This window comes from Agrobacterium sp. LMR679 (assembly GCF_027157905.1).
GTDB lineage: Bacteria > Pseudomonadota > Alphaproteobacteria > Rhizobiales > Rhizobiaceae > Agrobacterium > Agrobacterium leguminum.
In genome coordinates, this window is record NZ_JAPVOJ010000002.1 from 891,635 (window position 1) to 915,187 (window position 23,553).

The window sequence follows — 23,553 nt, forward strand, 5'->3', positions numbered from 1 at the left end:
CATGACCAGAATTCTGACTTTCGCCGTTATCGTTCTGGCTCTCGGCTTCGGTTTCTCCTGGCTGGCCGACAGGCCGGGTGTGCTCTCCATCGTCTGGCAGGGCCAGCTGATCGAAATGAGCCTGATGGTCGCTGCCTCCATCATCGCGGCGCTGGTCGCTGCCGTCATGCTGGTCTGGTGGATCGTCAACGCCATCTGGACCTCACCCAATGCCGCCCGTCGTTATTTCCGCGCCCGCAAGCGCGACCGGGGTTATCAGGCGCTCTCCACAGGGCTCATCGCTGCCGGGGCCGGCAATGCCATCCTCGCCCGCAAGATGACGGCCCGTACTCAAGGGTTGCTCAGCGCCGATCAGGAGCCGCTGATCCATCTGCTCGATGCGCAGGCCGATCTCATCGAAGGCAAATATGACGAGGCGCGGCGCAAATTCGAAGCCATGGCCCGCGATCCCGAGACTCGCGAACTTGGCCTTCGCGGCCTTTATATCGAGGCCCGCCGTCAGGGCGCCTATGAAGCAGCCCAGCAATATGCCGAGGATGCAGCGGAAAAGGCTCCCTATCTGCCCTGGGCCGCGCAGGCGACGCTGGAAAACCGCTGCCGCAACGGACAGTGGGACGATGCCATCCGCCTGCTCGACCAGCAGAAGGCAGCCGGCGTCATCGAACGCGGTGAGGCGGAACGTCTGAAAGCCGTGCTTCTTACCGCCAAGGCCGGCGAAAAGCTGGAAAGCGATCCGGTCGGCGCACGCGAGGATGCCAAGCACGCTCTCAAGCTTGCCAGGAGCCTGGTTCCGGCAGCGCTGATCGCGGCGAAATCCTATCTCCGGGAAGACAATCTGCGCAAGGCAGCCACGGTTCTGGAACCCGTCTGGAAGAACGATCCGCACCCGCAGATCGCCGAACTTTATGTCCGCGCACGCAGTGGCGATACCGCCATCGACCGGCTGAAACGGGCCGAGCGGCTGGAAAGCCTGAAGCCCAACAACATCGAATCCCTGTTCGCGGTGGCGCAGGCAGCGCTCGATGCCAAGGAATTCGCCAAGGCGCGGGCCAAGGCCGAGGCCGCCGCCCGGATCGAACCGCGCGAGAGCATCTTCTTGCTGATGGCCGATATCGAGGAGGCCGAAACCGGCGATCAGGGCCGTGTGCGCTACTGGATGGCGCAGGCGCTGCGCGCGCCGCGCGACCCCGCCTGGGTGGCAGACGGCGTCGTTTCGGAAAAATGGCTGCCGGTCTCGCCGGTCACCGGCCGTCTCGATGCTTTCGAATGGAAAGCGCCTTTCGGCCAGCTCGAAGCGCCCGTCGAAGACCTGACAATCGAAAACGCGATTGCCGCAGCGCCCGCAAGGGCTGAACCGGCCGCGAAAACGATCATTGTCGAAGCCGCGCCGGAGACGCGCGCCGAACCGAAACCCGCCCCCGCCGCACCGATCGAGGTCAAGCCGGCCGTATCGGTCCCGCAGGAGAAAAAGCCGGTCACAATCGAAGCGCCAGTGGAAACCGATGCCACGGATGAAAAAGCGGAAGCCGTGCCGTTTTTCGGCGGCGCGCCGGATGATCCGGGCGTCAAGAAGCCCGGTGCGGAAGCCGAACCCAAGACCCGGCTCAAACTCTTCTGACGAACAGGATATCGATGTTCCAGCAAATACAGTCGTTTATTCAGAACCTCGTCGGCCCGCATGGGGATGATTTCAGTCCGGACTATCTGAGGGTGGCGGTGGCCGCCCTCTGTTTCCAGGTTATGGAAGCGGATGGCACCGTCTCGAAAAGCGAGCGCGACCGCCTGCGCGAAATACTGCAGGACTATTACCATCTCGATGCCGGAAAGCTGGACGCGCTTCTTACCGCCGGCCAAGAGGCCGGCAAGGAAGCCGTCGATTATTACCGCTTCACCACCGATATACGCCGCCATCTCGATGAAGATCAGCGCGTGGAGCTTATTGGCATATTATGGGATATTGTTTACGCTGACGGCGAACGAAGCGAAATGGAAGACCATGTGATCTGGCGAGTCGCCGACCTGCTTGGTGTATCCGTGCGCGACAGGGTTCTGCAACGTCAGCAGGCCGCCACGAGGTCCGGGCCCGCTGAAGAAAGCGAAAACGAAGACGATGCTGTTTGACCCTTCCAGGCAACAGAGAAAACAACCATCGCTGCTCATCGTCCTGCATCAGGAACGTTCCACGCCCGGCCGCGTCGGCCAGATGCTGGTGGAAAAAGGGTATCGTCTGGATATAAGGCGCCCTGCGCTCGGCGATGACCTGCCGCAAACGCTGGAGAAACACGCAGGCGCCATCATCTTCGGTGGCCCGATGAGCGCCAACGATTCTCATGACTACGTCAAAGCCGAAATCGACTGGCTGAAGGTGCCGTTGAAGGAAAACAAACCCTTTCTCGGCATCTGTCTCGGTGCGCAGATGCTGTCCAAACATCTCGGCGGCAAGGTGGAGGCCGACAGGGAGGGCAAGGTGGAGATCGGCTGGTATCCGCTTCATGCCACCGAACATGGGCGGCTTCTGATGCCGCATTGGCCGAAGATGGTCTATCATTTCCACAAAGAAGGGTTCGAGCTACCGCGCGGAGCCGAACTTCTGGCCTCGGGCGAAACCTATCCCAATCAGGCCTACCGCTATGGAAAAAACGCCTGGGGCCTGCAGTTTCACGCCGAACTGACCCGCGCCATGATGCATAGCTGGGTGGTGCGCGGCGCGCAGCGCTTCGGCATGCCCAATGCGCAGGTGGGCAGCCAGCATCTGGAAGGCCGCATGCTGTTCGACACGCCGCTCAGGGCATGGCTCGGCAATTTCCTCGATCTGGTTTTTTGAGGGCAAGGCGCAGCGCTAGAGCATTTCCAGTAAAAGTGCGCAGCGGTTTTACGTCCGGAAAATGCGTAAAAACAAAAGTTAGATCGTTTTTGCGATTCGAAGAAAAGCCAAAACGATCTAAGACCCATCGCCATCAGTGCGGCGCGTCCAGATTATCGATCCTGCGCAGCTTGGAGAAACCGAGCGCCCAGATGACCGCCACAGCAAGCGTGCCCGCCCCGCCAATGACAACGGCCGGTACGGCCCCGACGACATGCGCCATGGTGCCGGCGCGGAACTCACCCAGCTCGTTCGATGCGCCGACGAACACCATGTTCACGGCATTCACACGCCCGCGCACCTCATCCGGCGTCCACAGCGCGATCAGGGTCTCGCGCACATAAACCGACACCATGTCCGATGCGCCCATGACCACCAGCGCAGCGATGGACAGCCACGCGGTTTGCGAAAGCCCGAAAACCACGGTGGAGATGCCGAAGAGGCCGACGCCGGTAAACATCAGCAGGCCGGCGTGGTGACGAATGGGCCTGAAGGCCAAAATGACCGCAACGGTGATGGCCCCAATGCCGGGCGCTGCCCGCAGAAGCCCGAGACCCCATGGCCCGAGCGTCAGTACTTCCTTGGCAAAAATAGGCATCAGCGCAACCGCGCCGCCCAGCAGCACCGCGAAAAGATCGAGCGAGATCGCACCGAGAACGATTTTTTCCTGCGCGATGAATTTGAACCCGGCAAGCATGGTTTCAAGGCTGATGGCTTTTGCCGGGCCGCGTTGTTCCGGCTTGCGGATCGTCACCGCAAGCGTGGCCGATACAATGAAGAGCACGAATGCCACACTATAGGCGACCGAAGCACCGAGGCCATAAAGCAGGCCGCCGGCGACGGGACCGAGAATGGACGCCATCTGCCAGGAAGAGGAATTCCAGGCGATGGCGTTGGGCAAATCCTCCACCGGCACGAGATTGGGCGCCAGCGACTGGACCGCCGGTCCCATGAAGGCGCGCTCTATGCCGAAGACGACAAGAATGGCGAAGACCGGCCAGGGGGAAAAGCTGTGCGTCAGCGTAAGACCCAGAAGAGCGACAGCGCACAGCGCGGCAATCAGCAGGCATATGGCCATGATGCGCCGACGATTGTGCCGGTCGGCGACCGTTCCGGTGACGAGGATCAGAAGCAGCGACGGCAGAAACTGGAAAAGACCGATCAGACCGAGATAAAAGGCGTTGCCGGTCACCTCATACATCTGCCAGCCGACCGAGACGCTGACGATCTGGATGGCGAAGGCGGAAAAAAACCGGGCGCTGAAAAAGCGGCGATAGGAACTATGCCGGAATGCACCGAAACGGTTTTCGGCGGAAGGGAGGGACATCGGCTGGGTGCTCGCGAGACAATATGAGAGCTTTGCAATAGAGCGATATCACAGGAATCGCCAGCCCTCACCAGCGGGATGACGAAAAGTGTAAGCGGTTTTCGTCTAAAATCCCGCTGCAAAGCCATGAACCAGATTGTGATGACCGTCGGTCGATCAGACCAAAGATCATTACGATCCGGCGCGACACTTGCCGGTTCACGGTTCAATGTCTAAATGTCTTGCAACCAAGATACGGAGATATTGATGCTTGCCCTGTTTCAGACCATCGATCTGGCCTTGAACCTCTATACGTGGGTGCTGATCGCCAGCGCTATTTTTTCCTGGCTTTACGCCTTCAACGTCATCAATTCCCGCAACCAGTTCGTGAACGCCATCGGCAGCTTTCTGTTCAATGTCACGGAACCGGTTCTGCGCCCCATTCGCCGCATTCTGCCCAATCTCGGCGGCATCGACATTTCGCCGATCATCGTGCTCTTGATCATCTTCTTCATCCGCTCCTTCATGTGGAACACGCTTTACCCGATGGTCGCTTGAGCGGCTGCTGGCAGAAGCACAGTGACCATGTCCGCCTGACCGTCCGCCTCACACCCAATGGCGGGCGGGACGCCATCGACGGCGTGGAAAAGGATGCGGAGGGAAACGCGCATCTGAAGGCCCGCGTCAGCGCCGTGCCGGAAGGCGGCAAGGCCAACAAGGCCCTGATTGTTTTGCTGGCGAAAAAACTCGGCCTGCCGAAATCCTCCATCAGCTTCGTTTCAGGTGAAACGGCGCGTAAAAAAATCCTCCGGATCGACACCGACCCGGAGGATTTCGAAGAGCTATTCAAAAAGCTCGAAAACTAAAGCGCATCGCGTTTAATCTGATTCATGCGACGCGCTTTAGATCCTTGTTTTTAAGCATGTCTTTGTCCCAAAACCGCTGCACGCTTTTGGGAGACATGCTTTAGATCAGCCCTGCGCCTTGTAGCGCTCGATGGCTTCGACGATCAGCTTCTTGGCGACGTCGACATCCTGCCAGCCGCCCATCTTCACCCACTTGCCGGGCTCCAGGTCCTTGTAGTGCTCGAAGAAGTGCTCGATCTGCTTCAGTGTGATTTCCGGCAGGTCGGTGTAGTTGTGGACCTTGTCGTAACGGCGCGTCAGCTTCGGAACCGGCACGGCGAGGATCTTCTCGTCCTTGCCGCCGTCATCTTCCATGATCATTACGCCAATGGGGCGGACATTGATGACGCAGCCCGGAACCAGCGGACGGGTGTTGCAGATGAGAACGTCGATCGGGTCGCCATCGTCGGACAGGGTGTGCGGTACGAAACCATAGTTACCCGGATAGGTCATCGGCGTGTAGAGGAAGCGATCGACGATCAGCGCACCGGCATCCTTGTCCATCTCGTACTTGATCGGGTGTCCACCGACCGGCACTTCAACGATGACATTCACGTCATCCGGCGGATTCTTGCCTACGGAAATTGCATCGATACGCATTCGCTTCCCTCATTCGACGGGTTGGATTTGGTTTTCGATACTGGGAAAGTCGCCGCATTGCAACATGGCTTTGGGCGGATAAGGCAGAATGCGGGATTTGAGGCTATCGCATTTGCGCATGGCCGGCCGCGAGAATGAACCCAAGGCCAAATCACCCGGCATTGTTTGTCAGTTCCAGACGAAACCGACCTTACGAAGCGACTTGCCGTCGAAATCTTCCATGCCTTCGGCAATATCGCGGCCACCGTGCGAGCGGAAAAAGCGGTTGGCCACATCGCTGTCTTCAAGGCACCAGACAACGATGCCGTTGCAGCCAAGCGAGGTCAGCAGTCTGCGCGCTTCCGTAAACAGCAGCGAGCCAAGCCCGATGCCCTGATATTCCGGCCGGAGATAAAGTTCGTAAATCTCTCCGTCCTGCGGCAGCCCGCGTGCCCGGCTGAGGCCCAGTGTCGCATATCCGGCGACCACACCGGCCACCTCTACCACCAGCATGGTTGCGGAGCCTTTGGTTGCCTTTTTCCACCAGACTTCTCCACGACGCTCGAGCATCTGCGTCAACGGCCGATGCGGGATAAGGCCGGCATAGGCCTGTTGCCACGACAGACGGTGCGCCTCGGAAATGGCGCGCGCATCATGCGGTTCAGCACGGCGAACATCGATGGATAACGTTTTCATAACGCGATTCTGGCCCCGGCCACGGAAACTTACCAGTCATAAAGGTTAACGCCGGCAAGCTTACCCACAGCCTATTCATGTGGACGACCGATAAAAATTAACGCATCCTTAACCTTTGGCACAAGCACCTTTCGACTCATGCACACATAAAAACGAACGCATAAAAAAACCCGGCTCAAGGCCGGGTTTTTTCAAATTCATAACGACAAGCCGCAATCAGATAGCGAGCTTGGCCTTTTCAAAACGCTTGCGATCGTTGGCGTCCAGGAACATCTTGCGCAAACGGATGGACTTCGGCGTCACTTCCATCAGCTCATCGTCCTGAATCCAGGAAAGCGCGCGATCAAGTGTCATGCGGATCGGCGGCGTCAGCTTCACGGCTTCATCCTTGCCGGCAGCGCGGATGTTGGTCAGCTGCTTGCCCTTCAGCACGTTCACTTCGAGATCGTTATCGCGAGAGTGAATACCGATAATCATACCGGCATAGACCTTCTCACCCGGCTCGATGATCATCGGGCCGCGATCTTCCAGGTTGAACATGGCGTAAGCAACAGCTTCACCCGAACCGTTCGACAAGAGAACGCCGTTCACGCGACCGGCAATCTGGCCCTTGAAGGGCTGATAGTCGTGGAACAGACGGTTCATGATCGCCGTACCGCGCGTGTCGGTCAAAAGCTCCGACTGGTAGCCGATCAGGCCACGGGTCGGCGCATAGAACTTCAGACGAACGCGATTGCCGCCGGAAGGACGAAGCTCGGCCATTTCAGCCTTGCGCTCGGACATCTTCTGGACGACGACGCCGGAATGTTCTTCATCAACGTCGATCACGACTTCTTCGATCGGCTCCAAGAGGGTGCCGTTCTCATCCTTGTGCATCACGACGCGCGGACGCGAAACGGCAAGCTCGAAGCCTTCGCGACGCATGGTTTCGATCAGAACCGCCAGCTGCAATTCGCCACGACCGGAAACGAAGAACGAATCCTTGCCTTCGGCTTCTTCGATCTTCAGCGCAACGTTACCTTCTGCTTCCTTGAACAGGCGGTCACGGATAACGCGGCTCGTGACCTTGTCGCCTTCGGTGCCAGCCAGCGGGCTGTCGTTGACGATGAACGACATGGTAACGGTCGGCGGGTCAATCGGCTGTGCCTGCATCGCCTCGGTAACCGACGGATCACAGAAGGTGTCGGCGACGGTGCCTTTGGAAAGACCGGCGATGGCGACGATGTCACCCGCATGGGCCTCCTCAATTGCCGTGCGCTCGATACCGCGGAAGGCGAGGATCTTGGAAATGCGGCCTGTTTCAATTGTCTTGCCGTCCTGGCCAAGCACCTTCACAGCCTGGTTCGGCTTGATCGAACCGGACGCGATGCGGCCGGTGATGATGCGGCCGAGGAAGTTGTTGGCTTCAAGGATCGTGCCGATCATGCGGAACGGGCCCTCTTCAACCTTGGGCTCCGGAACGTGCTCAAGAACCAGATCGAGCAGCGGTGCAAGACCCTGATCCTTCGGACCTTCCGGGTTGACGTTCATCCAGCCATCGCGGCCAGAACCATAGAGGATCGGGAAGTCGAGCTGCTCGTCGGTGGCGTCGAGGTTGGCGAAGAGGTCGAAGACTTCGTTGATGACTTCTTCGTGGCGGCCATCCGGACGGTCGATCTTGTTGATCGCGACGATCGGGCGAAGACCGACCTTCAGCGCCTTGCTGACCACGAACTTGGTCTGCGGCATCGGGCCTTCCGAGCTATCGACCAGAACGATAGCACCGTCCACCATCGACAGGATACGCTCGACTTCACCGCCGAAGTCGGCGTGGCCGGGGGTGTCGACGATGTTGATGCGGACACCTTTCCACTCCACCGAGGTCGCCTTGGCGAGAATGGTGATGCCGCGTTCCTTTTCGAGATCGTTGCTATCCATCACGCGCTCGGCGACACGCTGGTTGTCGCGGAACGAGCCGGACTGCTTCAGGAGCTCGTCCACGAGCGTCGTTTTTCCATGGTCAACGTGCGCGATGATCGCGATGTTGCGAAGTGCCATTGTTCAAAATCTCTGAGGTTGGGCGCTATATTAATGAGAAACGCCAATTTAGTTTGGCGCGCTCATAACCTTTTTTTTGCAAATGCGAAAGGGGGGGCCTTGTCATAAGCCCCCTGCACTCAGGTTCTAGCTCAGAAATATGACAGTCTTTTATACCGGACCCTTATGTCAGACCACGCTTCAAAAGCATGGCGTCCGGGCTTGGCATCTTGCCGCGAAAAGCAAGATAGGCCTCTTCCGGATCGATGGAACCGCCGACGGAATAGATATTGTCTTTCAACCTGCGCGCCATCTCGCCATCGAAGGGGTTGCCCGTTTCCTCGAAGGCCGAAAAGGCATCGGCGTCCAGCACTTCGGACCACATGTAGGAATAATAGCCGGCCGAATATCCGTCGCCGGAGAAAACGTGCTGGAAATGCGGGGTCGCATGCCGCATGACGATAGACTTCGGCATGTTCAGGGTGGAGAGCACCTCACCCTGCACAACCATCGGATCGCTCACGTTTTCCCGCGTGTGGAACGCCATGTCGACAATCGCCGACGAGGTGAATTCCACCGTGCTGAAACCGGCATTGAAGGTCTGCGCGGCCAGAACCTTATCCAGCAGCGCCTTCGGCATCGGCGCGCCTGTGTCATAATGCAGGGCGTATTTTTCCAGAATTTCCGGCACCGTCAGCCAATGTTCGTAAAGCTGCGACGGCAATTCGACGAAATCGCGCGAGACGCCCGTTCCGGAAACGGAGGGGTAAGTGACATTTGACAACATGCCATGCAGCGCGTGGCCGAATTCGTGAAAAAGCGTGCGGGCATCGTCGAGCGAAAGCAGCGCCGGTTTGCCTTCGGCCGGTTTGGCGAAATTGCAGACATTGTAGATGATCGGAATTTCTCCGACCGTGCCGTTCTTCAAGGGCAGCTTGTGCTGCGACTGGAAGGAGCTCATCCACGCGCCGGAGCGCTTGGAGGGGCGGGCGAAATAATCGCCGAGGAACATGGCTTTCAGATCGCCCTTTTCATCGCGGATTTCGAAAACCCGCACATCCGGGTGATAGGCGGCGACGCCTTTGACTTCGACCGCCCGAATCCCGAACAGCCGCCCGGCCACATCGAAGCAGGCCTCGATGATCTTTTCGAGCTGGAGATAAGGCTTCAACTCCGCCTCGGAGAAGCTGAATTTCCGTGCCCGCAGCTTTTCGGCATAATGCCGCCAGTCCCAGGGCAGCACTTCGTGATTCCTGCCCTCCTCGGCGATGATTGCGGCCAGTTCGGCCTCTTCCTCGCCCGCACGGCGCACGGCCTTTTCCCAGACCTGCCCTAAAAGGCCGTTCACGGCATCCGGCGTCTTCGCCATCGTGTCATCAAGCTTGTAGGCGGCGAAATTCGCGTAACCGAGAAGGTTTGACTTTTCCTCGCGCAGTTCGAGCGTGCGGTGGACGATCTCGCGATTGTCGGTCTCGCCGCCATTCTCGCCGCGCGCCACCCAGGCCCTGAAGGCCTGCTCGCGCAGATCGCGGCGTTCGGAAAAGGTCAGGAAAGGCTCGATGATGGAACGGGAAAGGGTGACGGCAAATTTGCCGTCCTCGCCATGCTCACGGGCCGCACCCGCCATCGCGTCGCGCAGGAAACCGGGAATACCGGCAAGTTCCTCTTCCGTGGAAAGCAGAAGCTTCCAGTTCTTTTCATCCGCCAGCACATTCTGCCCGAATTTCGCACCGAGACCGGCAAGCTCCTCATTGATCGCCGCCAAGCGTTCCTGCCGGTCCTTCGGCAGCTTGGCGCCGGAGCGCACGAAACCCTTCCAGTGCCGCTCAAGAACGCGGCTCTCCTCACCCGCCAGCCCAAGCGTTCCGCGCTTTTCCCACAATGTATCGATGCGCTTGAACAACGCTTCGTTCATGCCGATCTTCGAATAGTGCCGCGACAGTTTCGGTGCGATATCGCGCTCCAGCGCCTGGATCACACCATTGGTATTGGCGCCTGCCCTGTTCCAGAACAGCGCCGAAATGCGCGAAAGATCGTCTCCGGCGATTTCGAGCGCGGTCACGGTGTTTTCGAAGCTCGGGGCCTCAGCATTGCCGGCAATCGCATCGATTTCCTGTTCGTGGGACAGAAGGGCGGCATCGAAGGCCGGAGCGAAATCCTCATCCCTGACCGCATCGAATTTCGGCAGACCATTGTGGCCGTTCCAGTCAACGAGTGCGGGATAAAGCGCGGTCTTGGATGGCATTTCATCTTCCTTGAACGATTCCGGTTTAAGCCCATATGGGCACGCCTCCACCGGCAATTCAATGCCGGACTTTGGTGTAAGGAAGATTGGCTGCGACCTGATTTTTGCTTTTGCCTCAACTGCCGGCACAGACGCCGGATACCGATGGCAGGTGACCTGTGTAAGGGACTTGACCGACAATATGGACCGGCATGGCAGATGAAATAAAATGCGGGATGTCCGATCTTCTTTGCTTTGGCATAACAATCGTCGATTATGTTGGCGACCGTAACGCAATCGAACTGACACATACTTTACTCGATTTTCAACAATATGATTTATGCGCCATTGATTATCGCCGGGATTTTAGTAAGGCTGACTTACGAAAAGGCGAAGCATGGGCACTAAACGCGAAAAAGACTCATTGGCATTTTTACTGAACAGCGGCGCACGCCTGCTGAACAGTGCGTTTGAGCGCCGAATTTCTGAAGCCGGACTGGGCCTGACGCCCGGCGAAGCGCGCGCATTGCTGACGGTTGCCGTCGTTGATGGCAGCAAACAGTCGGATATCGCCGCCCGGCTCGGCATCGAGCCGATGACGATCTGCGCCTATCTCGACAAGCTGCAATCTCTCGATCTCATCGAACGCCAGCAGGACCCGCAGGACAGGCGCTCCAAGCGCATCGTGCTGACAAAAAACTCCACCGACATGCTGGAAGCCGTGCGCCAGGAAATCGATGAACTCGTCCGTCACGCCACGCAGGGCCTGAACGAAGAAGAAGTCGCGCTTTTCCGCAGCTTCCTGCAGACCCTTCGCAACAATCTCCAGCCGGAACAGCCGGGCCAGAGCTGCTGATCGCAATGTCGCCAGAAACGATCATGTCCAGAAAGCGCACGGCCATACTCGGTGCGTTGTTGACGGCGCTGGCGCCGATTTCCATGGCGATCTACACACCGGCCATGCCGGAACTGACGCGGGTTTTCTCCACCACGGAATCCGCCGTCAAACTCAGCCTCTCGCTTTATTTCGCCGGTTTCGCCATCGCCCAGCTGCTCGCCGGCCCGGCATCCGATGCCTTCGGTCGGCGAAAGGCGAGCCTCGTTTTCCTCTCCATCTTTCTGGGCGGTGGACTGCTGGCGATCTTCGCCCCAACGATTGAAGTGCTGCTCTTCGCCCGGCTTGTTCAGGGCATTGGCGCCTCCGTCGGCATGACGGTGGCGCGCGCCATCGTGCGCGATCAATTCACGGGCGCAGAAGCCTCCAGCATCATGAACCTCATTGGCATCATGCTGGCCGTTGGCCCCGCCATGGGCCCGACCATCGGCGGGCTTTCGCTTGCGGCTTTCGGGTGGCAATCGGTATTTTTCCTCATGGCCGGCCTCGGGGCCATCGCCATCTTCTCCGTCGTGGTCTTCCTGCGCGAGACGACGATCCCGGACAAAAACCTGATCGGCCCGCGTCGCCTCCTGTCGGCCTATGGGACATTGCTCACCGAGCCGCGTTTTCTTCTCGCTGCACTGGTGCTCGGAGGTTCCATCGGCGCGCTTTATGCGCAGGCGACCATGCTGACCTTCATCCTCATCAACAAGGTCGGCATGACGCCCACCGCCTTCGGTATCGGCATGCTGATGCAGACCGGCGCTTATTTCTTCGGCTCCATCGCCCTGCGTTATATCGCACCGCAGCTGGGTGACCGCCGTTCGGTCGTCCTCGGCCTCTGTTTTTCGGGAACAGGCGGTCTCCTTATCCTGCTGTCGGTGTTCCTGATACCGCCATCCTTTCTTTCGATCATGGGACCCGTGGCGGTCGCAACAGTCGGCATCGCCTTATTGACGCCATCCATGGTGACGGCGGCCCTCGCCCCATTCCCACATATTGCCGGCTCGGCATCGGCGATGATGGGCTTCATTCAGATGGGATCGGGGTTTGCAGGCGGTGCCGCAGCCTCGCTTATCGGTTCGCCTTTGACCGGCTTCGGCATCATCATCCCCGTGATGGAATTCACCGCGATCGCCAGCTACATCGGCTTCCGCATCATCTCCAGACGAGAGACATGAAAAAACCCGCCGGCGTCGCCGCCAGCGGGTTTCATTATTTCCATTCCAGCAGAATTACTTGCTGATATTGCGCTTTGCGAGCGTGCGAAGACGCAGCGCGTTGAGCTTGATGAAGCCTGCCGCATCCTTCTGGTCATAAGCGCCGTGGTCGTCCTCGAAGGTCACCAGCGCGTCGGAATAGAGCGACTTGGCGCTCTCGCGGCCGGTTACCATGACATTGCCCTTGTAGAGCTTCAGCGTCACTTCGCCTTCCACATGTTCCTGGCTCTTGTCGATCAGCGCCTGCAGCATTTCGCGCTCTGGCGAGAACCAGAAGCCGTAATAGATGAGCTCGGCGTAACGCGGCATCAGCTCGTCCTTGAGGTGGGCTGCACCCCGGTCAAGCGTGATGGATTCGATGGCGCGATGTGCGGCGAGCAGGATGGTGCCGCCGGGCGTCTCGTAAACGCCGCGCGACTTCATGCCGACGAAGCGGTTCTCAACCAGATCGAGACGGCCAATGCCGTTTTCGCGGCCATAGTTGTTCAGCGTCGCAAGAAGCGTCGCCGGCGACATTTCGACGCCGTTGATGGAGCAGGCATCACCCTTGCGGAAACCGATCTTGATGACGGTTGCCTTGTCGGGCGCGGCTTCCGGGGAAATGGTGCGCATATGCACATATTCCGGTGCTTCCTGCGCCGGATCTTCCAGAACCTTGCCCTCGGAAGAGGAGTGCAGCAGGTTGGCGTCGACCGAGAAAGGCGCCTCGCCCTTCTTGTCCTTGGCAACCGGAATCTGGTGCTGTTCGGCGAAGTTCAAGAGGTCGGTACGGCTCTTGAACGTCCAGTCGCGCCAGGGAGCGATAATCTTGATATCCGGGTTCAGCGCATAGGCCGAAAGCTCGAAACGGACCTGGTCGTTGCCCTTGCCGGTGGCGCCATGGGCGATGGCGTCGGCGCCGGTCTTCTTGGCGATTTCGATCAGGTGCTTGGAAATCAGCGGACGGGCAATGGAGGTGCCGAGCAGATAGACGCCTTCATAAACGGCGTTGGCGCGGAACATCGGGAACACGAAATCACGCACGAACTCTTCGCGGACGTCCTCGATGAAGATTTCCTTGATGCCCAGCATCTCGGCCTTCTTGCGCGCGGGCTCAAGTTCTTCGCCCTGGCCGAGATCGGCGGTGAAGGTCACGACCTCCGCGCCGAGTTCCGTCTGAAGCCATTTCAGGATGATCGAGGTGTCGAGACCGCCGGAATAGGCGAGAACGACTTTCTTAACGTCTTTCGGAAGTGCCATAGTGATGTCCATCTGCATGATGACGGCATTGGGACACCGCCATTTCCTTGGGATTTCGGCACTTTTACAGTGCAACCCGAAATGTGTGAAGCGCTTTTCCGTGAGATAAGCGACAAAACAATTGATGGGCGGTTACGACAGCGGGCGATGACCGGGTGCATCGATGGGAACGAAGCAATTGTCACATGCATTATGAAAATTCGCGCTTTATCATAAGCGGCGCGATCGACTTGAAGACCGTGAATGAAGCCACTCAGGTTCAGGCAACGTTGCAAACCGCTGGAAACAGCCGAAACGACGCGAAGGAGAAACCTATGACGACCATCCACCCCGCATTCAAGGAAGATAATGTCGCTGTCATCACCGGTGCGGCATCCGGCATCGGACTTGCCGCCGCCCGCAAATTCGCCGGTTTCGGCATGAGTGTCGTGCTCGTCGATCTCGACGGCGACAGGCTTGCCGCAGCCCATGCGGATATTCTGGCCGTCGCCAAGGACGGCGAAGCGCAGATCGTCGCCATCCCGACCGACATATCCAAACTCGATGAGCTGGAGGCGCTGGAGCGCGCCGTGATCCAGCGTTTCGGACGCGTTCACGTTCTGATGAACAATGCCGGCATCCAGCCCGGCAGCGCCATTTTCGGCCCGCAGGCCAATTGGGAAAAAATCATCAACGTCAATCTGATGGGCGTCGTGAACGGCAGCCGCGTTTTCGGCCAGGGCATGATCGCCCATGGCGAGCCGGCGCTCATTATCAATACCGGCTCGAAACAGGGCATCACCACGCCTCCCGGCGATCCCGCCTATAACGTCTCGAAGTCCGGCGTCAAAACCTTCACGGAAGCGCTTCAGCACGAATTGCGCAATATTCCGAACGGCTCGGTTTCCGCCCATCTTTTGATCCCCGGTTACGTTTTCACCGGCCTCACCGCCCATGGCAGGACGGAAAAGCCGGAAGGCGCATGGACCGGCGAGCAGACCGTCGACTTCATGGTCGAAAGCATCGGCCGGGGTGATTTCTACATTCTCTGCCCGGATGGCGAGGTGGACCGCCCGACGGACGAAAAGCGCATTCTCTGGGCGGCCTATGACATCGTCCAGAACCGCCCGCCGCTGTCGCGCTGGCACACGGAATATTCCGCCGCCTTCACCAGCTTCCTGAAAAACTGAATGTTCCGGGCCGCCGCGATGTAACCGTTGCGGCGGCTTTTCGCGTCGATGCATTGACGCTCAAAAACATTGGCAGAAGCGCGAAATCGCGTTAAGCACGGCAATCTCCAGATTTTACGGGTGCCGCGATGGATTTCGTTCCAGGCCTGCCAACATTGATAGCCTTCACCATCGCCATTCTGCTTCTGGCGGTGACGCCGGGGCCTGACATGACGCTGTGGATCAGCCGCTCTCTGCGCGAGGGCCGGGCAGCGGGTTTCATGACGCTTGTGGGAACCAATATCGGCATCACCGTGCACACGATGCTGGTCGCCTTTGGCGTCGCCGCCCTCATCGTCGCTTCACCGACGGCTTTCATGATCCTGAAGACCGGCGGGGCTGCCTATCTGGTCTGGCTCGCCATTCAGGCGATCCGCAAGGGCTCGGATTTCGTGATGGTGAAGAGCACCGGCGAAAAAGCGCAGTCCTCCCTCAAATCGGCACTGTTGAACGGCATATGGGTCAACCTGCTGAACCCGAAGATCATCATCTTTTTCATGACCTTCCTGCCGCAATTCGTCAGCGCATCCGACCCGCACGTGACCGGCAAGCTGATCTTCCTCGGCATCTGGTCGATCATCGTCGCGCTGCCGATCGGCATCGGCATCGTGATCGCCGCAGATGTTCTTTCAGCCTGGCTGCAACGCAACCGGAAAATTCTGCGCGGACTGGATTATACGATCGCCGGCGTCTTTTCGCTTTTCGCCGTCAAGATTTTCTTCACGCAGGCGCGCTGACGGCAAACAAAAAGGCGCCTTGCGGCGCCTTTTTACAATCAACCGATCAGCAACTCATCGTCATCGAGCTTCTGGCCGCGTATCTTGCGGAACATATCGATCAGGTCCTCGACCTCGAGATCCTTGCGGCTATCGCCGGAGACGTCGAGCACGATCTCACCGGCATGCAGCATGATCGTGCGGGTGCCATAATCCAGCGCCTGACGCATGGAATGGGTGACCATCAGCGTCGTCAGCTTGCGCTCCGACACCACCTTACGGGTCAGCTCCATCACAAATTCGGCCATGCCGGGATCGAGAGCAGCAGTATGTTCATCGAGCAGCAGCACATCCGAGCCGGACAGCGTCGCCATGACGAGCGAGACCGCCTGCCTCTGACCGCCGGACAGAAGGTCCATGCGGTCCTTCAGACGATTTTCCAGCCCGAGATTGAGCGAAGCGATGCGTTCCTTGAAGAAATCCCGACGGCCGCGTCCAAGCGCCGGCAGAAGGCCGCGACGCTCGCCGCGCGATGCCGCCAGCGCCAGATTTTCCTCGATGGTGAGCGCGCCGCAGCTGCCCGCCAGCGGGTCCTGAAACACGCGCGCTACTCGCCCCGCCCGGCTGGCGGTCGGCTTGCGGGTAACATCGGCGCCGCCGATCATCACCCTGCCCGCCGTCGGCAGGACATCGCCCGCCAATACGCCGAGCAGCGTCGATTTACCGGCGCCATTGGAGCCGATGACGGTGACGAAGGAGCCATCGTCGATGGTAAGATCGATCTTGGAGAGCGCCTGCTTCTGCAGCGGCGTGCCGCGTCCGAAGACGACCTGGATGTCGGAAAGGGAAATCACGATGTTGCTCCCCCGCGGCGCAGTCGGGGCAGGATCAATGCGATTGCCACCAATACCGCCGTTACGAAATTGAGATCGGATGCCTTGAGACCCAGTACATCGCTCGACAAAGCGAGCTGGATGGCGAGACGATAGGCGATGGAGCCGAAGACGCAACCGATCAGCGCGATCAGAATGCCGCGCGCACCGAAAAGTGTTTCGCCGATGATGACGGCGGCAAGGCCGACGACGATGGTGCCGACACCGGAGGTCACATCCGCAAAGCCGTTGGTTTGCGCAAACAGCGCGCCGCCGAGAGCGACCAGCGCATTCGAAAGCGCCATGCCGAGGTAAATCTGGTTGCCGGTCTTCACACCCTGCGCCCGCGCCATCCGGGCATTGGCGCCCGTCGCGCGCATGGCAAGGCCCGCATCGCTTTCAAGGAAACGCCAGACGAGGATGACCGCGACCAGCACCAGCGCGCCGACGAACAGCGGCCGCACCAGATATTCCGACAGGCCGAGGCCGTAAAACGGCGATATCATCGTGTCCTGATTGAGCAGCGCGACATTCGGCTTTCCCATCACGCGAAGATTGACGGAAAACAGCGCGATCATCGTCAGGATCGAGGCAAGCAGGTTGAGGATCTTGAAACGAACGTTGAGCGTCGCGGTCACGATGCCGGCGGCGGCACCGGCCACCATCGCAATCGCCGTCGCAACCCAGGCATTCAGACCGGCGATGATCAGCACGGCAGCCACGGCGGCGCCGAGCGGAAACGATCCGTCCACGGTCAGGTCAGGAAAATCAAGCACCCGGAAAGCGAGATAAACGCCGATCGCCACGAAAGCGAAGACCAATCCCAGCTCCACGGCACCCCAGAAGGCGATTTGGCTCACGGTAATGTCCTTGTTATTGCCGCCATCAGGCGGAGACGGGCACCGTCTCGTGCCACGTAAAACGGGCGGCGAATTTGCCGCCGCCCGTTATTCAGTCTGGTTTCGGTTCAGTCGATGACCTTGGTGGCGCGCTTGGTGATGCTTTCCGGGAAGGTGACGCCAGCTTTTTCGGCGGCCTTCTTGTTGATCACCAGATCAGTGCCGACAGCAACGGTTGCCGGAATATCGCCCGGCTTTTCACCCTTGAGAATACGGACGACGACGGCGCCGGTCTGCTTGCCCACGTCGAAATAGTTGAAGCCGAGGGCAGCAACCGCACCGCGGGCGACGGAATCCGTATCGGCGGCGTAAAGCGGGATTTTCGCTTCGGATGCAACACCGGCAGCCGCTTCGAAAGCGGAAACGATGGTGTTGTCGGTCGGAACGTAGATCACATCGGCCTTGCCGACCAGCGCGCGGGTTGCACCCTGCACTTCTGCGGACTTGGTGGCGACGGATTCAACAACCTTGAGACCCGCCTTCTCGGCTTCGGCCTTCAAGAGGGCCAGCGTCGAAACGGAATTGGCCTCGGCCGAGTTGTAGATGAAGCCGATGGACTTGGCGTTCGGCGAGATTTCCTTGATGAGCGCCAGGTGTTCGCCAACCGGCAGCATGTCGGAAAGGCCGGTCACGTTGCGGCCGGGCTTTTGCATGTCCTTGACGAGCTGTGCGCCGACCGGATCGGAAACCGCCGTGAAGACGACCGGAATGTCGCGCGTGGCGGCAACGACGGCCTGTGCGGACGGCGTGGAGATCGGCACGATGACGTTCGGCGCATCGCCCACGAACTGGCGCGCGATCTGCGCCGCGGTGCCGGGATTGCCCTGCGCGGACTCGTACAGGAACTTGAGGTTCTCGCCTTCCTTGTAACCGGCTTCGGCAAGAGCCGCCTTGACGCCATCACGAGCAGCGTCAAGTGCCGGATGTTCGACGATGGCGGTGACGGCGACGGTGACGTTTTCAGCCTTGGCCGGCAGAACGAGGGCGCTCGCGGCAGCGAGAGCCAGAATGAATGCGCGCATGGATATCCTCCTGTTGGTTCCCTGTTTTCGTCTTCTTAGGAACAAGACAGCCCGAAATCAATCGGAGAACCGCTGCAAAACAAGCTTTCAGGCGGCAATTGCGGCTTATTCAGTCATCCGCGCCGTGGTTGGCGATCATCATCGCCTCGAAAGCCAGCCTTTCGGTCTTGCGCATGCGCTCCGATTCCGACTTCAGCTGGCCGCAGGCGGCGAGAATATCGCGGCCGCGCGGCGTGCGGATCGGCGAGGCATAACCGGCCTGATTGATGAAATCGGCGAACTTCTCGATCTGCGCCCAGTCCGAGCACTGATAGTTCGTACCCGGCCATGGGTTGAACGGAATGAGGTTAATCTTGGCCGGAACGCCCTTCAGAAGCTGCACCAGCATCTTGGCGTCTTCCAGACTGTCATTGACATCCTTCAGCATCACATATTCGAAGGTGATGCGGCGGGCATTGGAAAGGCCCGGATATTTGCGGCAGGCTTCGATCAGCTCCTTCAGCGGATATTTCTTGTTGATCGGCACCAGCATGTCGCGCAGCTCATCGCGCACCGCATGCAGCGAAATCGCCAGCATCACGCCGATCTCATCGCCGGTGCGGAAGATTTCCGGCACAACGCCCGAGGTTGAGAGCGTGACGCGACGCTTGGAGAGCGACAGGCCATCGCCATCGGTGGCAATCAGAAGCGCGGTCTTCACATGCTCGAAATTATAGAGCGGCTCGCCCATGCCCATCATCACGATGTTGGAAACCTTGCGGCCCTCGCTTGGCACATAAGCGCCAACCGGCGTCGAACCATCGGGAAAATCACCGAGCCGATCACGGGCCAGCAAAAGCTGCGCGAGAATTTCCTCAGCCGTCAGGTTGCGCACCAGGCGCTGGGTGCCGGTGTGACAGAAGGAGCAGGTGAGCGAACAGCCGACCTGGCTCGAGATGCACAGCGTGCCGCGCCCTTCTTCCGGAATATAGACCGTTTCGATCTCGACGGGACGGCCAGCACCGCGCGGCGGAAACCGCATCAGCCATTTGCGGGTGCCGTCATTGGAGATCTGCTCCTCGACGATTTCCGGACGGGCGATGGTGAAGGCCACCTTCAGCTTCTCGCGAAGCTCCTTGGCGACATTGGTCATATTGTCGAAATCGGAGACGCCGCGCACATAAAGCCAGTTCCACAACTGGCTGACGCGCATCTTCACCTGCTTCTGCGGCACGCCGATTTCGGCCAGCGCCTCGCCCATTTCCTCACGGGTCAGGCCGATCAGCGACGGCTTGCCGGACATGAGATCGCTATTGGCGATCAACGGGGTTTTGACTGCCAGGCCGGCAGGGGCTTGCATTACGGACATTACGCTATCCCACCATTCCATGCATCGCACGACCAGCCTTTCGGATAGGCGGAAAATCGTCTGCATGTCGAGAAAATCAAAGGCGGAGCACTTTTCGCGCATCCGCCTGTCAATGTTGCCGCGCCTTTAGCACCAAACAAGCAAAAACGCAAATGGCCGGTCGATGACCGGCCATTATCGAACGCGGTAAAGCGTCAGGATTACTTGCAGCTCTCGATCTGCTTGAGAGCAGCCGAAATACCCGAGAGCGAATAGGAATAGGATGTCGCGGTGCCACGGCCGGAAACCGCCTTGACGGTCATCGACTTGCCGCCCTTCATGGCGGCAACGAGTGCCGGTTCTTCGGCAGCGTTTTCAACCCAGGCGGCCTTGTCCTTGGTGAACATGACGAAGTTCTTGTTGTCGATCGTCACATTGACCTTGGAGCCCTGCTTGAGCGGATAACCCACCATGGCCTGCGGCTCATAGGAAATGTTCTGGCCGGGACGCTGCGAGACGATGAAGAAGATATCGCCGTGATCGACGCTTGCCGGTTCCTTGGCGGTCGGAATGGAAAGAACGTAGCAGACGGTGCTGTTGCCCGATTTGTACGAATAGGCACCCCAAGCATTGAACTGCTGGATGCGCGTGGGCGACTGTGCAGATGCTACGCCGACGCTGGTCAGCAAAATGGCCGCTGCGGTTGCTACACTTCTTACAAACATAGAATTTCCTGCCGGGTTATTGTCTTCCATTGGCCCGAAGCATCGGCGAGCCCAGTTTCTGGATCGGCCACGTTCAGGTGCGGATCGTCTTTTCTCATTGTGGTCGGGAAGCGGTTACCAAACCGTCAACAACACGCATAAAATGCCGGAAACGTCTTGCGGTGTTACAGATTGGCGACTCCCGACGCCCTGAGGAGAAGGGCGCGAAACACCCTTCCTCCGTGTGTATGACACATAAACTCAGGCAAGAATTTGTCGCCCGTCGGGCTCACCCGAAGAGGCAGATCACAGAGGCGTTACCCGGCTTCCTGCTGCCGTTTCAGCATGGCGTCAGCCGCCTCGTAATGCTCCATCTTGATATGGGCGCGGATCATGGCGAGCGCCGCCGTGATGACGGCAATATCATCGGTGAATCCGATAACGGCCAGCACATCCGGCACGGCATCCATAGGCATGATGAAATAGGCGAGCGCCGCCAGAATGATACCCTTGGCGCGCAGCGGCGTATCGCGGTCGATCGCGCAATAATAGGCAGCCGCCGCATCGCGTGCGAAAGGCACCTTCGACATCACGCGCTTCAGCTTGGGCCAGAATTTCGCCCGCACCACAGTCTCACGCTCCTGCTGCCTGTCGGTTTCACCCGGCAGAAGAATTTCACCGATTTTCACATCATCCATGATCGACGGTCCTCCGGTCACGGCTATTATATGGGATTTAAGGTCCGCCGTTCAATTGCTTCGGCCCGCAGCCGCCTTCTGCATGGCCTCGGCCAGAAGAAAATCCCGCTCCGTCACACCCTGCGAATCATGGGTGGTAAGGCAGACCTTGACCCGCGAATAGACATTGGACCATTCGGGATGGTGATTGAGCCTTTCCGCGACAAGTGCGGATTCGGCCATGAAACCGAAGGCTTCCGCAAAACTTGAAAACTTGAAGGAACGGACGATCGCCGCTCCGTCCTCGCGCAGGGACCAGCCCTCTAGTTTCGACAGGGCCTGCCGGATGGCGTCCGGCTCGAGTCTGGGATATTTCATGAACTTGCCTCCGCTTGAGACCCATTAACGCTTCAACGACCGGATCGACGCATATTCCATGAAACATACAGCTATTCTTTTTGTCTGCATGGGCAATATCTGCCGTTCACCGCTGGCCGAAGGGGTTTTGCGACACCTTGCCGACGGCGCGACCATGTCTGATCGGCTTACCATCGATTCCGCCGGCACCGGCGGCTGGCATGCGGGTGACGCACCCGATCCGCGATCCATCGCCATGGCGCGACGGCACGGCGTCGAAATTTCCCGGCAGCGGGCGAGACAGGTCACCCCTGCGGATTTCGAGACCTTCGACCTGATATTCGCCATGGACGAAAACAATCTGGCGAATCTGCTGCAATCGAGCCCGGAAAGGCAGCGACACAAGATCCATCTCTTCATGGATTATGCCACTGGCCGTCGCGAGAACGTCCCCGATCCCTATTACGGGGCCGAGGACGGGTTCCTCAAGGTCTACAACATGCTCTTGGCAGGATGTAGATCGTTGCTCGAAAAGATGGAGCTGGACCGCGCCTCGTGAAGCGGAAACGCCTCTTCAACGATATAGGGTCCGCCGCCCACCGATTCCTTCGACGACATCAGCACGAAGCGGCCGACCGTGAAGGGCGAGGTGCGGAAGTTGCCGCGTCCGGAAAGATACTGCACCACATCGTCCACGCGGGAGGAGCGCAACCGCGCCAGCGTGACATGCGGCATGAACTTGCGCGGATCGGGTGGGAGACCGATCCTCTGGCAGATCCGCTCGATTTCCGCCTGAAGCGCATGCATTTCCGGCAAGGGAGAAACCCCGGCCCAGATGGAATGCGGCTTCTTGGAACCGAAGGACCCCATACCGGTGAGACTGAGCTGGAATTCCGGTCTTTCGATCCGATCCAGCCTGTCGACAACCTCATCGGCGGTTCGCCCGTCGATGTCACCGATAAAACGCAGGGTTATGTGATAATTCTCCACATCGATCCACCGGGCTCCCGGCAGACCACCGCGCAACAATGAGAGGCTCATAGCCGCATTGCGCGGAATTTCGAGGGCGGTAAACAGTCTCGGCATGGCGAGCTCCCCGAATCTCTTGGCAGAACAAGCATAGCGAATCACGCAATGCAGACGGGCGCAAGTGCTTATTTTTTTTGCGCACCGATTGTCTTGATGAAGCTTTCAACAGCCGGCAAAGATTTCTCCACCATCATTGCCACACCTTTCGTATTGGGGTGCATCTTGTCATCCAGCTTCAGCGTATCGTCCGTCACCACGCCATCCAGAAAGAAGGGATAAAGCGACAGGTTGTATTTTCCGGCGAGCTTTGGAAAGATCGGATTGAAGCGTCTGGCATAATCATCGCCCATATTCGGCGGCGCCATAATGCCGACCAGCAACACGGCTATGTTGCGCTTCTGAAAACCGGAAATGATGGTGTCGAGGTTCTTTTCGGTCTGTTCGGGGGAATTCCGCGCAGAGCGTCATTGGCGCCGAGTTCCAGGATGACCCCATCCGTGCCATCGGGAACCGACCATTCCGCCCGCGCCAGACCACCGGAAGAGGTATCGCCGGACACACCGGCATTGGCGATGGCGACATTGACGCCCTTGCCCTTTAATGCAGCCTCAAGCTGTGCGGTGTAGCTGTCGGTTGGGGGAAGCTGATAGCCGGCCATGAGGCTGTCGCCGAGTCCGACCAGCTGCAATGTCCGCTCCTGAGCCATGACAACAGTTGCGGAAATGGCGGCGGCAAAAATGACGATGAAGTGAAACAGGGCAGCTTTAAATCTCATCACGGCTTTCCTAACTTGGTTCCCATTGTCTGAAATACCGAC

At 58.9% G+C, this 23,553-nt stretch carries 25 protein-coding genes and 1 pseudogene; 11 read left to right on the forward strand and 15 right to left on the reverse strand.

Annotated features, from left to right (window positions below):
• Position 1: 1 nt before the first annotated feature.
• Genes O3W47_RS15090 through O3W47_RS15100 form a run of 3 tightly spaced genes read left to right on the forward strand, consistent with a single transcriptional unit; the run spans position 2 to position 2,824 of the window.
• Positions 2–1,618 carry a heme biosynthesis protein HemY gene (locus O3W47_RS15090; protein WP_137452648.1) on the forward strand — a complete coding sequence of 539 codons (1,617 nt, stop codon included), beginning with the start codon at positions 2–4 and terminating at the stop codon, positions 1,616–1,618.
• Between the two features lie 14 nt (positions 1,619–1,632).
• Positions 1,633–2,121 (forward strand): tellurite resistance TerB family protein, encoded by a 489-nt coding sequence (locus O3W47_RS15095; protein WP_269314061.1) that lies wholly within the window; start codon positions 1,633–1,635, stop codon positions 2,119–2,121.
• Positions 2,111–2,824 carry a glutamine amidotransferase gene (locus O3W47_RS15100; RefSeq protein WP_269314062.1) on the forward strand — a complete coding sequence of 238 codons (714 nt, stop codon included), beginning with the start codon at positions 2,111–2,113 and terminating at the stop codon, positions 2,822–2,824. Before O3W47_RS15095 ends, O3W47_RS15100 begins: the two co-directional genes overlap by 11 nt.
• A 133-nt stretch (positions 2,825–2,957) precedes the next feature.
• Here O3W47_RS15100 and O3W47_RS15105 read toward each other — a convergent pair whose 3' ends face one another.
• The gene (locus O3W47_RS15105) at positions 2,958–4,190 is read right to left on the reverse strand and encodes an MFS transporter (protein ID WP_262534098.1); all 1,233 of its coding nucleotides are present in this window, start codon (positions 4,188–4,190) and stop codon (positions 2,958–2,960) included.
• 246 nt (positions 4,191–4,436) lie between these two features.
• On the opposite strand from O3W47_RS15105, the gene O3W47_RS15110 reads away from it, so the two are divergent.
• Together O3W47_RS15110 and O3W47_RS15115 are read left to right on the forward strand one after the other, a co-directional pair.
• Positions 4,437–4,727 carry a YggT family protein gene (locus tag O3W47_RS15110; RefSeq protein ID WP_003523487.1) on the forward strand — a complete coding sequence of 97 codons (291 nt, stop codon included), beginning with the start codon at positions 4,437–4,439 and terminating at the stop codon, positions 4,725–4,727.
• Positions 4,724–5,035: a DUF167 domain-containing protein gene (locus O3W47_RS15115; protein WP_003523486.1), complete on the forward strand. Its 312-nt coding sequence runs from the start codon at positions 4,724–4,726 to the stop codon at positions 5,033–5,035. Before O3W47_RS15110 ends, O3W47_RS15115 begins: the two co-directional genes overlap by 4 nt.
• 105 nt (positions 5,036–5,140) lie before the next feature.
• Here the strand turns inward: O3W47_RS15115 and ppa are convergent, their stop codons facing one another.
• The 4 genes from ppa to O3W47_RS15135 all read right to left on the reverse strand — a co-directional run bounded on the left by ppa (position 5,141) and on the right by O3W47_RS15135 (position 10,610).
• Positions 5,141–5,674 carry an inorganic diphosphatase gene (gene ppa, locus O3W47_RS15120; protein WP_003523485.1) on the reverse strand — a complete coding sequence of 178 codons (534 nt, stop codon included), beginning with the start codon at positions 5,672–5,674 and terminating at the stop codon, positions 5,141–5,143.
• A 168-nt stretch (positions 5,675–5,842) separates the two neighbouring features.
• Entirely contained in the window at positions 5,843–6,349 is a 507-nt protein-coding gene (locus tag O3W47_RS15125) for a GNAT family N-acetyltransferase (protein WP_003523484.1), read from the reverse strand.
• A 216-nt stretch (positions 6,350–6,565) separates the two neighbouring features.
• Positions 6,566–8,386 carry a translational GTPase TypA gene (gene typA, locus O3W47_RS15130; RefSeq protein ID WP_269314063.1) on the reverse strand — a complete coding sequence of 607 codons (1,821 nt, stop codon included), beginning with the start codon at positions 8,384–8,386 and terminating at the stop codon, positions 6,566–6,568.
• 163 nt (positions 8,387–8,549) lie between these two features.
• Positions 8,550–10,610, reverse strand: a complete 2,061-nt coding sequence (locus tag O3W47_RS15135; protein WP_269314064.1) for a M3 family metallopeptidase — start codon at positions 10,608–10,610, stop codon at positions 8,550–8,552.
• 191 nt (positions 10,611–10,801) lie between these two features.
• On the opposite strand from O3W47_RS15135, the gene O3W47_RS15140 reads away from it, so the two are divergent.
• From O3W47_RS15140 to O3W47_RS15150, 3 genes are read left to right on the forward strand one after another with little or no spacing between them, the layout of a single operon-like run.
• Positions 10,802–11,029, forward strand: coding sequence for a hypothetical protein (locus O3W47_RS15140; protein ID WP_220317710.1), 228 nt, complete (start codon positions 10,802–10,804; stop codon positions 11,027–11,029).
• Positions 10,987–11,445: a MarR family winged helix-turn-helix transcriptional regulator gene (locus O3W47_RS15145; RefSeq protein WP_020813564.1), complete on the forward strand. Its 459-nt coding sequence runs from the start codon at positions 10,987–10,989 to the stop codon at positions 11,443–11,445. The genes O3W47_RS15140 and O3W47_RS15145 overlap by 43 nt, the downstream gene beginning before the upstream one ends.
• A 5-nt stretch (positions 11,446–11,450) precedes the next feature.
• Positions 11,451–12,647, forward strand: coding sequence for a multidrug effflux MFS transporter (locus O3W47_RS15150; RefSeq protein ID WP_269314065.1), 1,197 nt, complete (start codon positions 11,451–11,453; stop codon positions 12,645–12,647).
• A 54-nt stretch (positions 12,648–12,701) separates the two neighbouring features.
• Here O3W47_RS15150 and O3W47_RS15155 read toward each other — a convergent pair whose 3' ends face one another.
• Positions 12,702–13,925 carry an argininosuccinate synthase gene (locus O3W47_RS15155; RefSeq protein ID WP_125145327.1) on the reverse strand — a complete coding sequence of 408 codons (1,224 nt, stop codon included), beginning with the start codon at positions 13,923–13,925 and terminating at the stop codon, positions 12,702–12,704.
• A 314-nt stretch (positions 13,926–14,239) separates the two neighbouring features.
• On the opposite strand from O3W47_RS15155, the gene O3W47_RS15160 reads away from it, so the two are divergent.
• Both O3W47_RS15160 and O3W47_RS15165 read left to right on the forward strand, forming a co-directional pair.
• Positions 14,240–15,094, forward strand: a complete 855-nt coding sequence (locus O3W47_RS15160) for an SDR family NAD(P)-dependent oxidoreductase (RefSeq protein ID WP_031234585.1) — start codon at positions 14,240–14,242, stop codon at positions 15,092–15,094.
• A gap of 128 nt (positions 15,095–15,222) precedes the next feature.
• On the forward strand, positions 15,223–15,870 hold the full coding sequence (locus O3W47_RS15165) for a LysE family translocator (RefSeq protein ID WP_127756539.1): 648 nt from the start codon (positions 15,223–15,225) through the stop codon (positions 15,868–15,870).
• A gap of 38 nt (positions 15,871–15,908) precedes the next feature.
• On the opposite strand, the gene O3W47_RS15170 is transcribed toward O3W47_RS15165, so the two are convergent.
• The 7 genes from O3W47_RS15170 to O3W47_RS15200 form a co-directional block, all read right to left on the reverse strand.
• Positions 15,909–16,703 carry an ABC transporter ATP-binding protein gene (locus O3W47_RS15170; RefSeq protein WP_127756538.1) on the reverse strand — a complete coding sequence of 265 codons (795 nt, stop codon included), beginning with the start codon at positions 16,701–16,703 and terminating at the stop codon, positions 15,909–15,911.
• Positions 16,700–17,581, reverse strand: coding sequence for an ABC transporter permease (locus O3W47_RS15175; protein ID WP_080792418.1), 882 nt, complete (start codon positions 17,579–17,581; stop codon positions 16,700–16,702). Before O3W47_RS15175 ends, O3W47_RS15170 begins: the two co-directional genes overlap by 4 nt.
• A gap of 107 nt (positions 17,582–17,688) precedes the next feature.
• The gene (locus O3W47_RS15180; protein WP_003523186.1) at positions 17,689–18,642 is read right to left on the reverse strand and encodes an ABC transporter substrate-binding protein; all 954 of its coding nucleotides are present in this window, start codon (positions 18,640–18,642) and stop codon (positions 17,689–17,691) included.
• Between the two features lie 109 nt (positions 18,643–18,751).
• Positions 18,752–19,924, reverse strand: coding sequence for a 23S rRNA (adenine(2503)-C(2))-methyltransferase RlmN (gene rlmN, locus O3W47_RS15185; protein WP_080818564.1), 1,173 nt, complete (start codon positions 19,922–19,924; stop codon positions 18,752–18,754).
• Positions 19,925–20,190: 266 nt separating this feature from the next.
• Positions 20,191–20,694 carry an invasion associated locus B family protein gene (locus tag O3W47_RS15190; protein WP_003523183.1) on the reverse strand — a complete coding sequence of 168 codons (504 nt, stop codon included), beginning with the start codon at positions 20,692–20,694 and terminating at the stop codon, positions 20,191–20,193.
• Between the two features lie 296 nt (positions 20,695–20,990).
• Positions 20,991–21,371, reverse strand: coding sequence for a YkvA family protein (locus O3W47_RS15195; protein WP_003523181.1), 381 nt, complete (start codon positions 21,369–21,371; stop codon positions 20,991–20,993).
• A gap of 51 nt (positions 21,372–21,422) precedes the next feature.
• A complete protein-coding gene (locus tag O3W47_RS15200; RefSeq protein WP_003505045.1) occupies positions 21,423–21,728 on the reverse strand; it encodes a 4a-hydroxytetrahydrobiopterin dehydratase in 306 nt (101 codons plus the stop codon).
• A gap of 58 nt (positions 21,729–21,786) precedes the next feature.
• Between O3W47_RS15200 and O3W47_RS15205 the strand changes: the two genes are divergently transcribed.
• The gene (locus tag O3W47_RS15205; protein ID WP_269314066.1) at positions 21,787–22,266 is read left to right on the forward strand and encodes a low molecular weight protein-tyrosine-phosphatase; all 480 of its coding nucleotides are present in this window, start codon (positions 21,787–21,789) and stop codon (positions 22,264–22,266) included.
• Here O3W47_RS15205 and thpR read toward each other — a convergent pair.
• Both thpR and O3W47_RS15215 read right to left on the reverse strand, forming a co-directional pair.
• Positions 22,200–22,793 carry an RNA 2',3'-cyclic phosphodiesterase gene (gene thpR, locus O3W47_RS15210; protein ID WP_269314067.1) on the reverse strand — a complete coding sequence of 198 codons (594 nt, stop codon included), beginning with the start codon at positions 22,791–22,793 and terminating at the stop codon, positions 22,200–22,202. The genes O3W47_RS15205 and thpR overlap by 67 nt on opposite strands.
• Before the next feature lie 68 nt (positions 22,794–22,861).
• A pseudogene (locus tag O3W47_RS15215) lies at positions 22,862–23,511 on the reverse strand (arylesterase).
• Positions 23,512–23,553 lie beyond the last annotated feature (42 nt).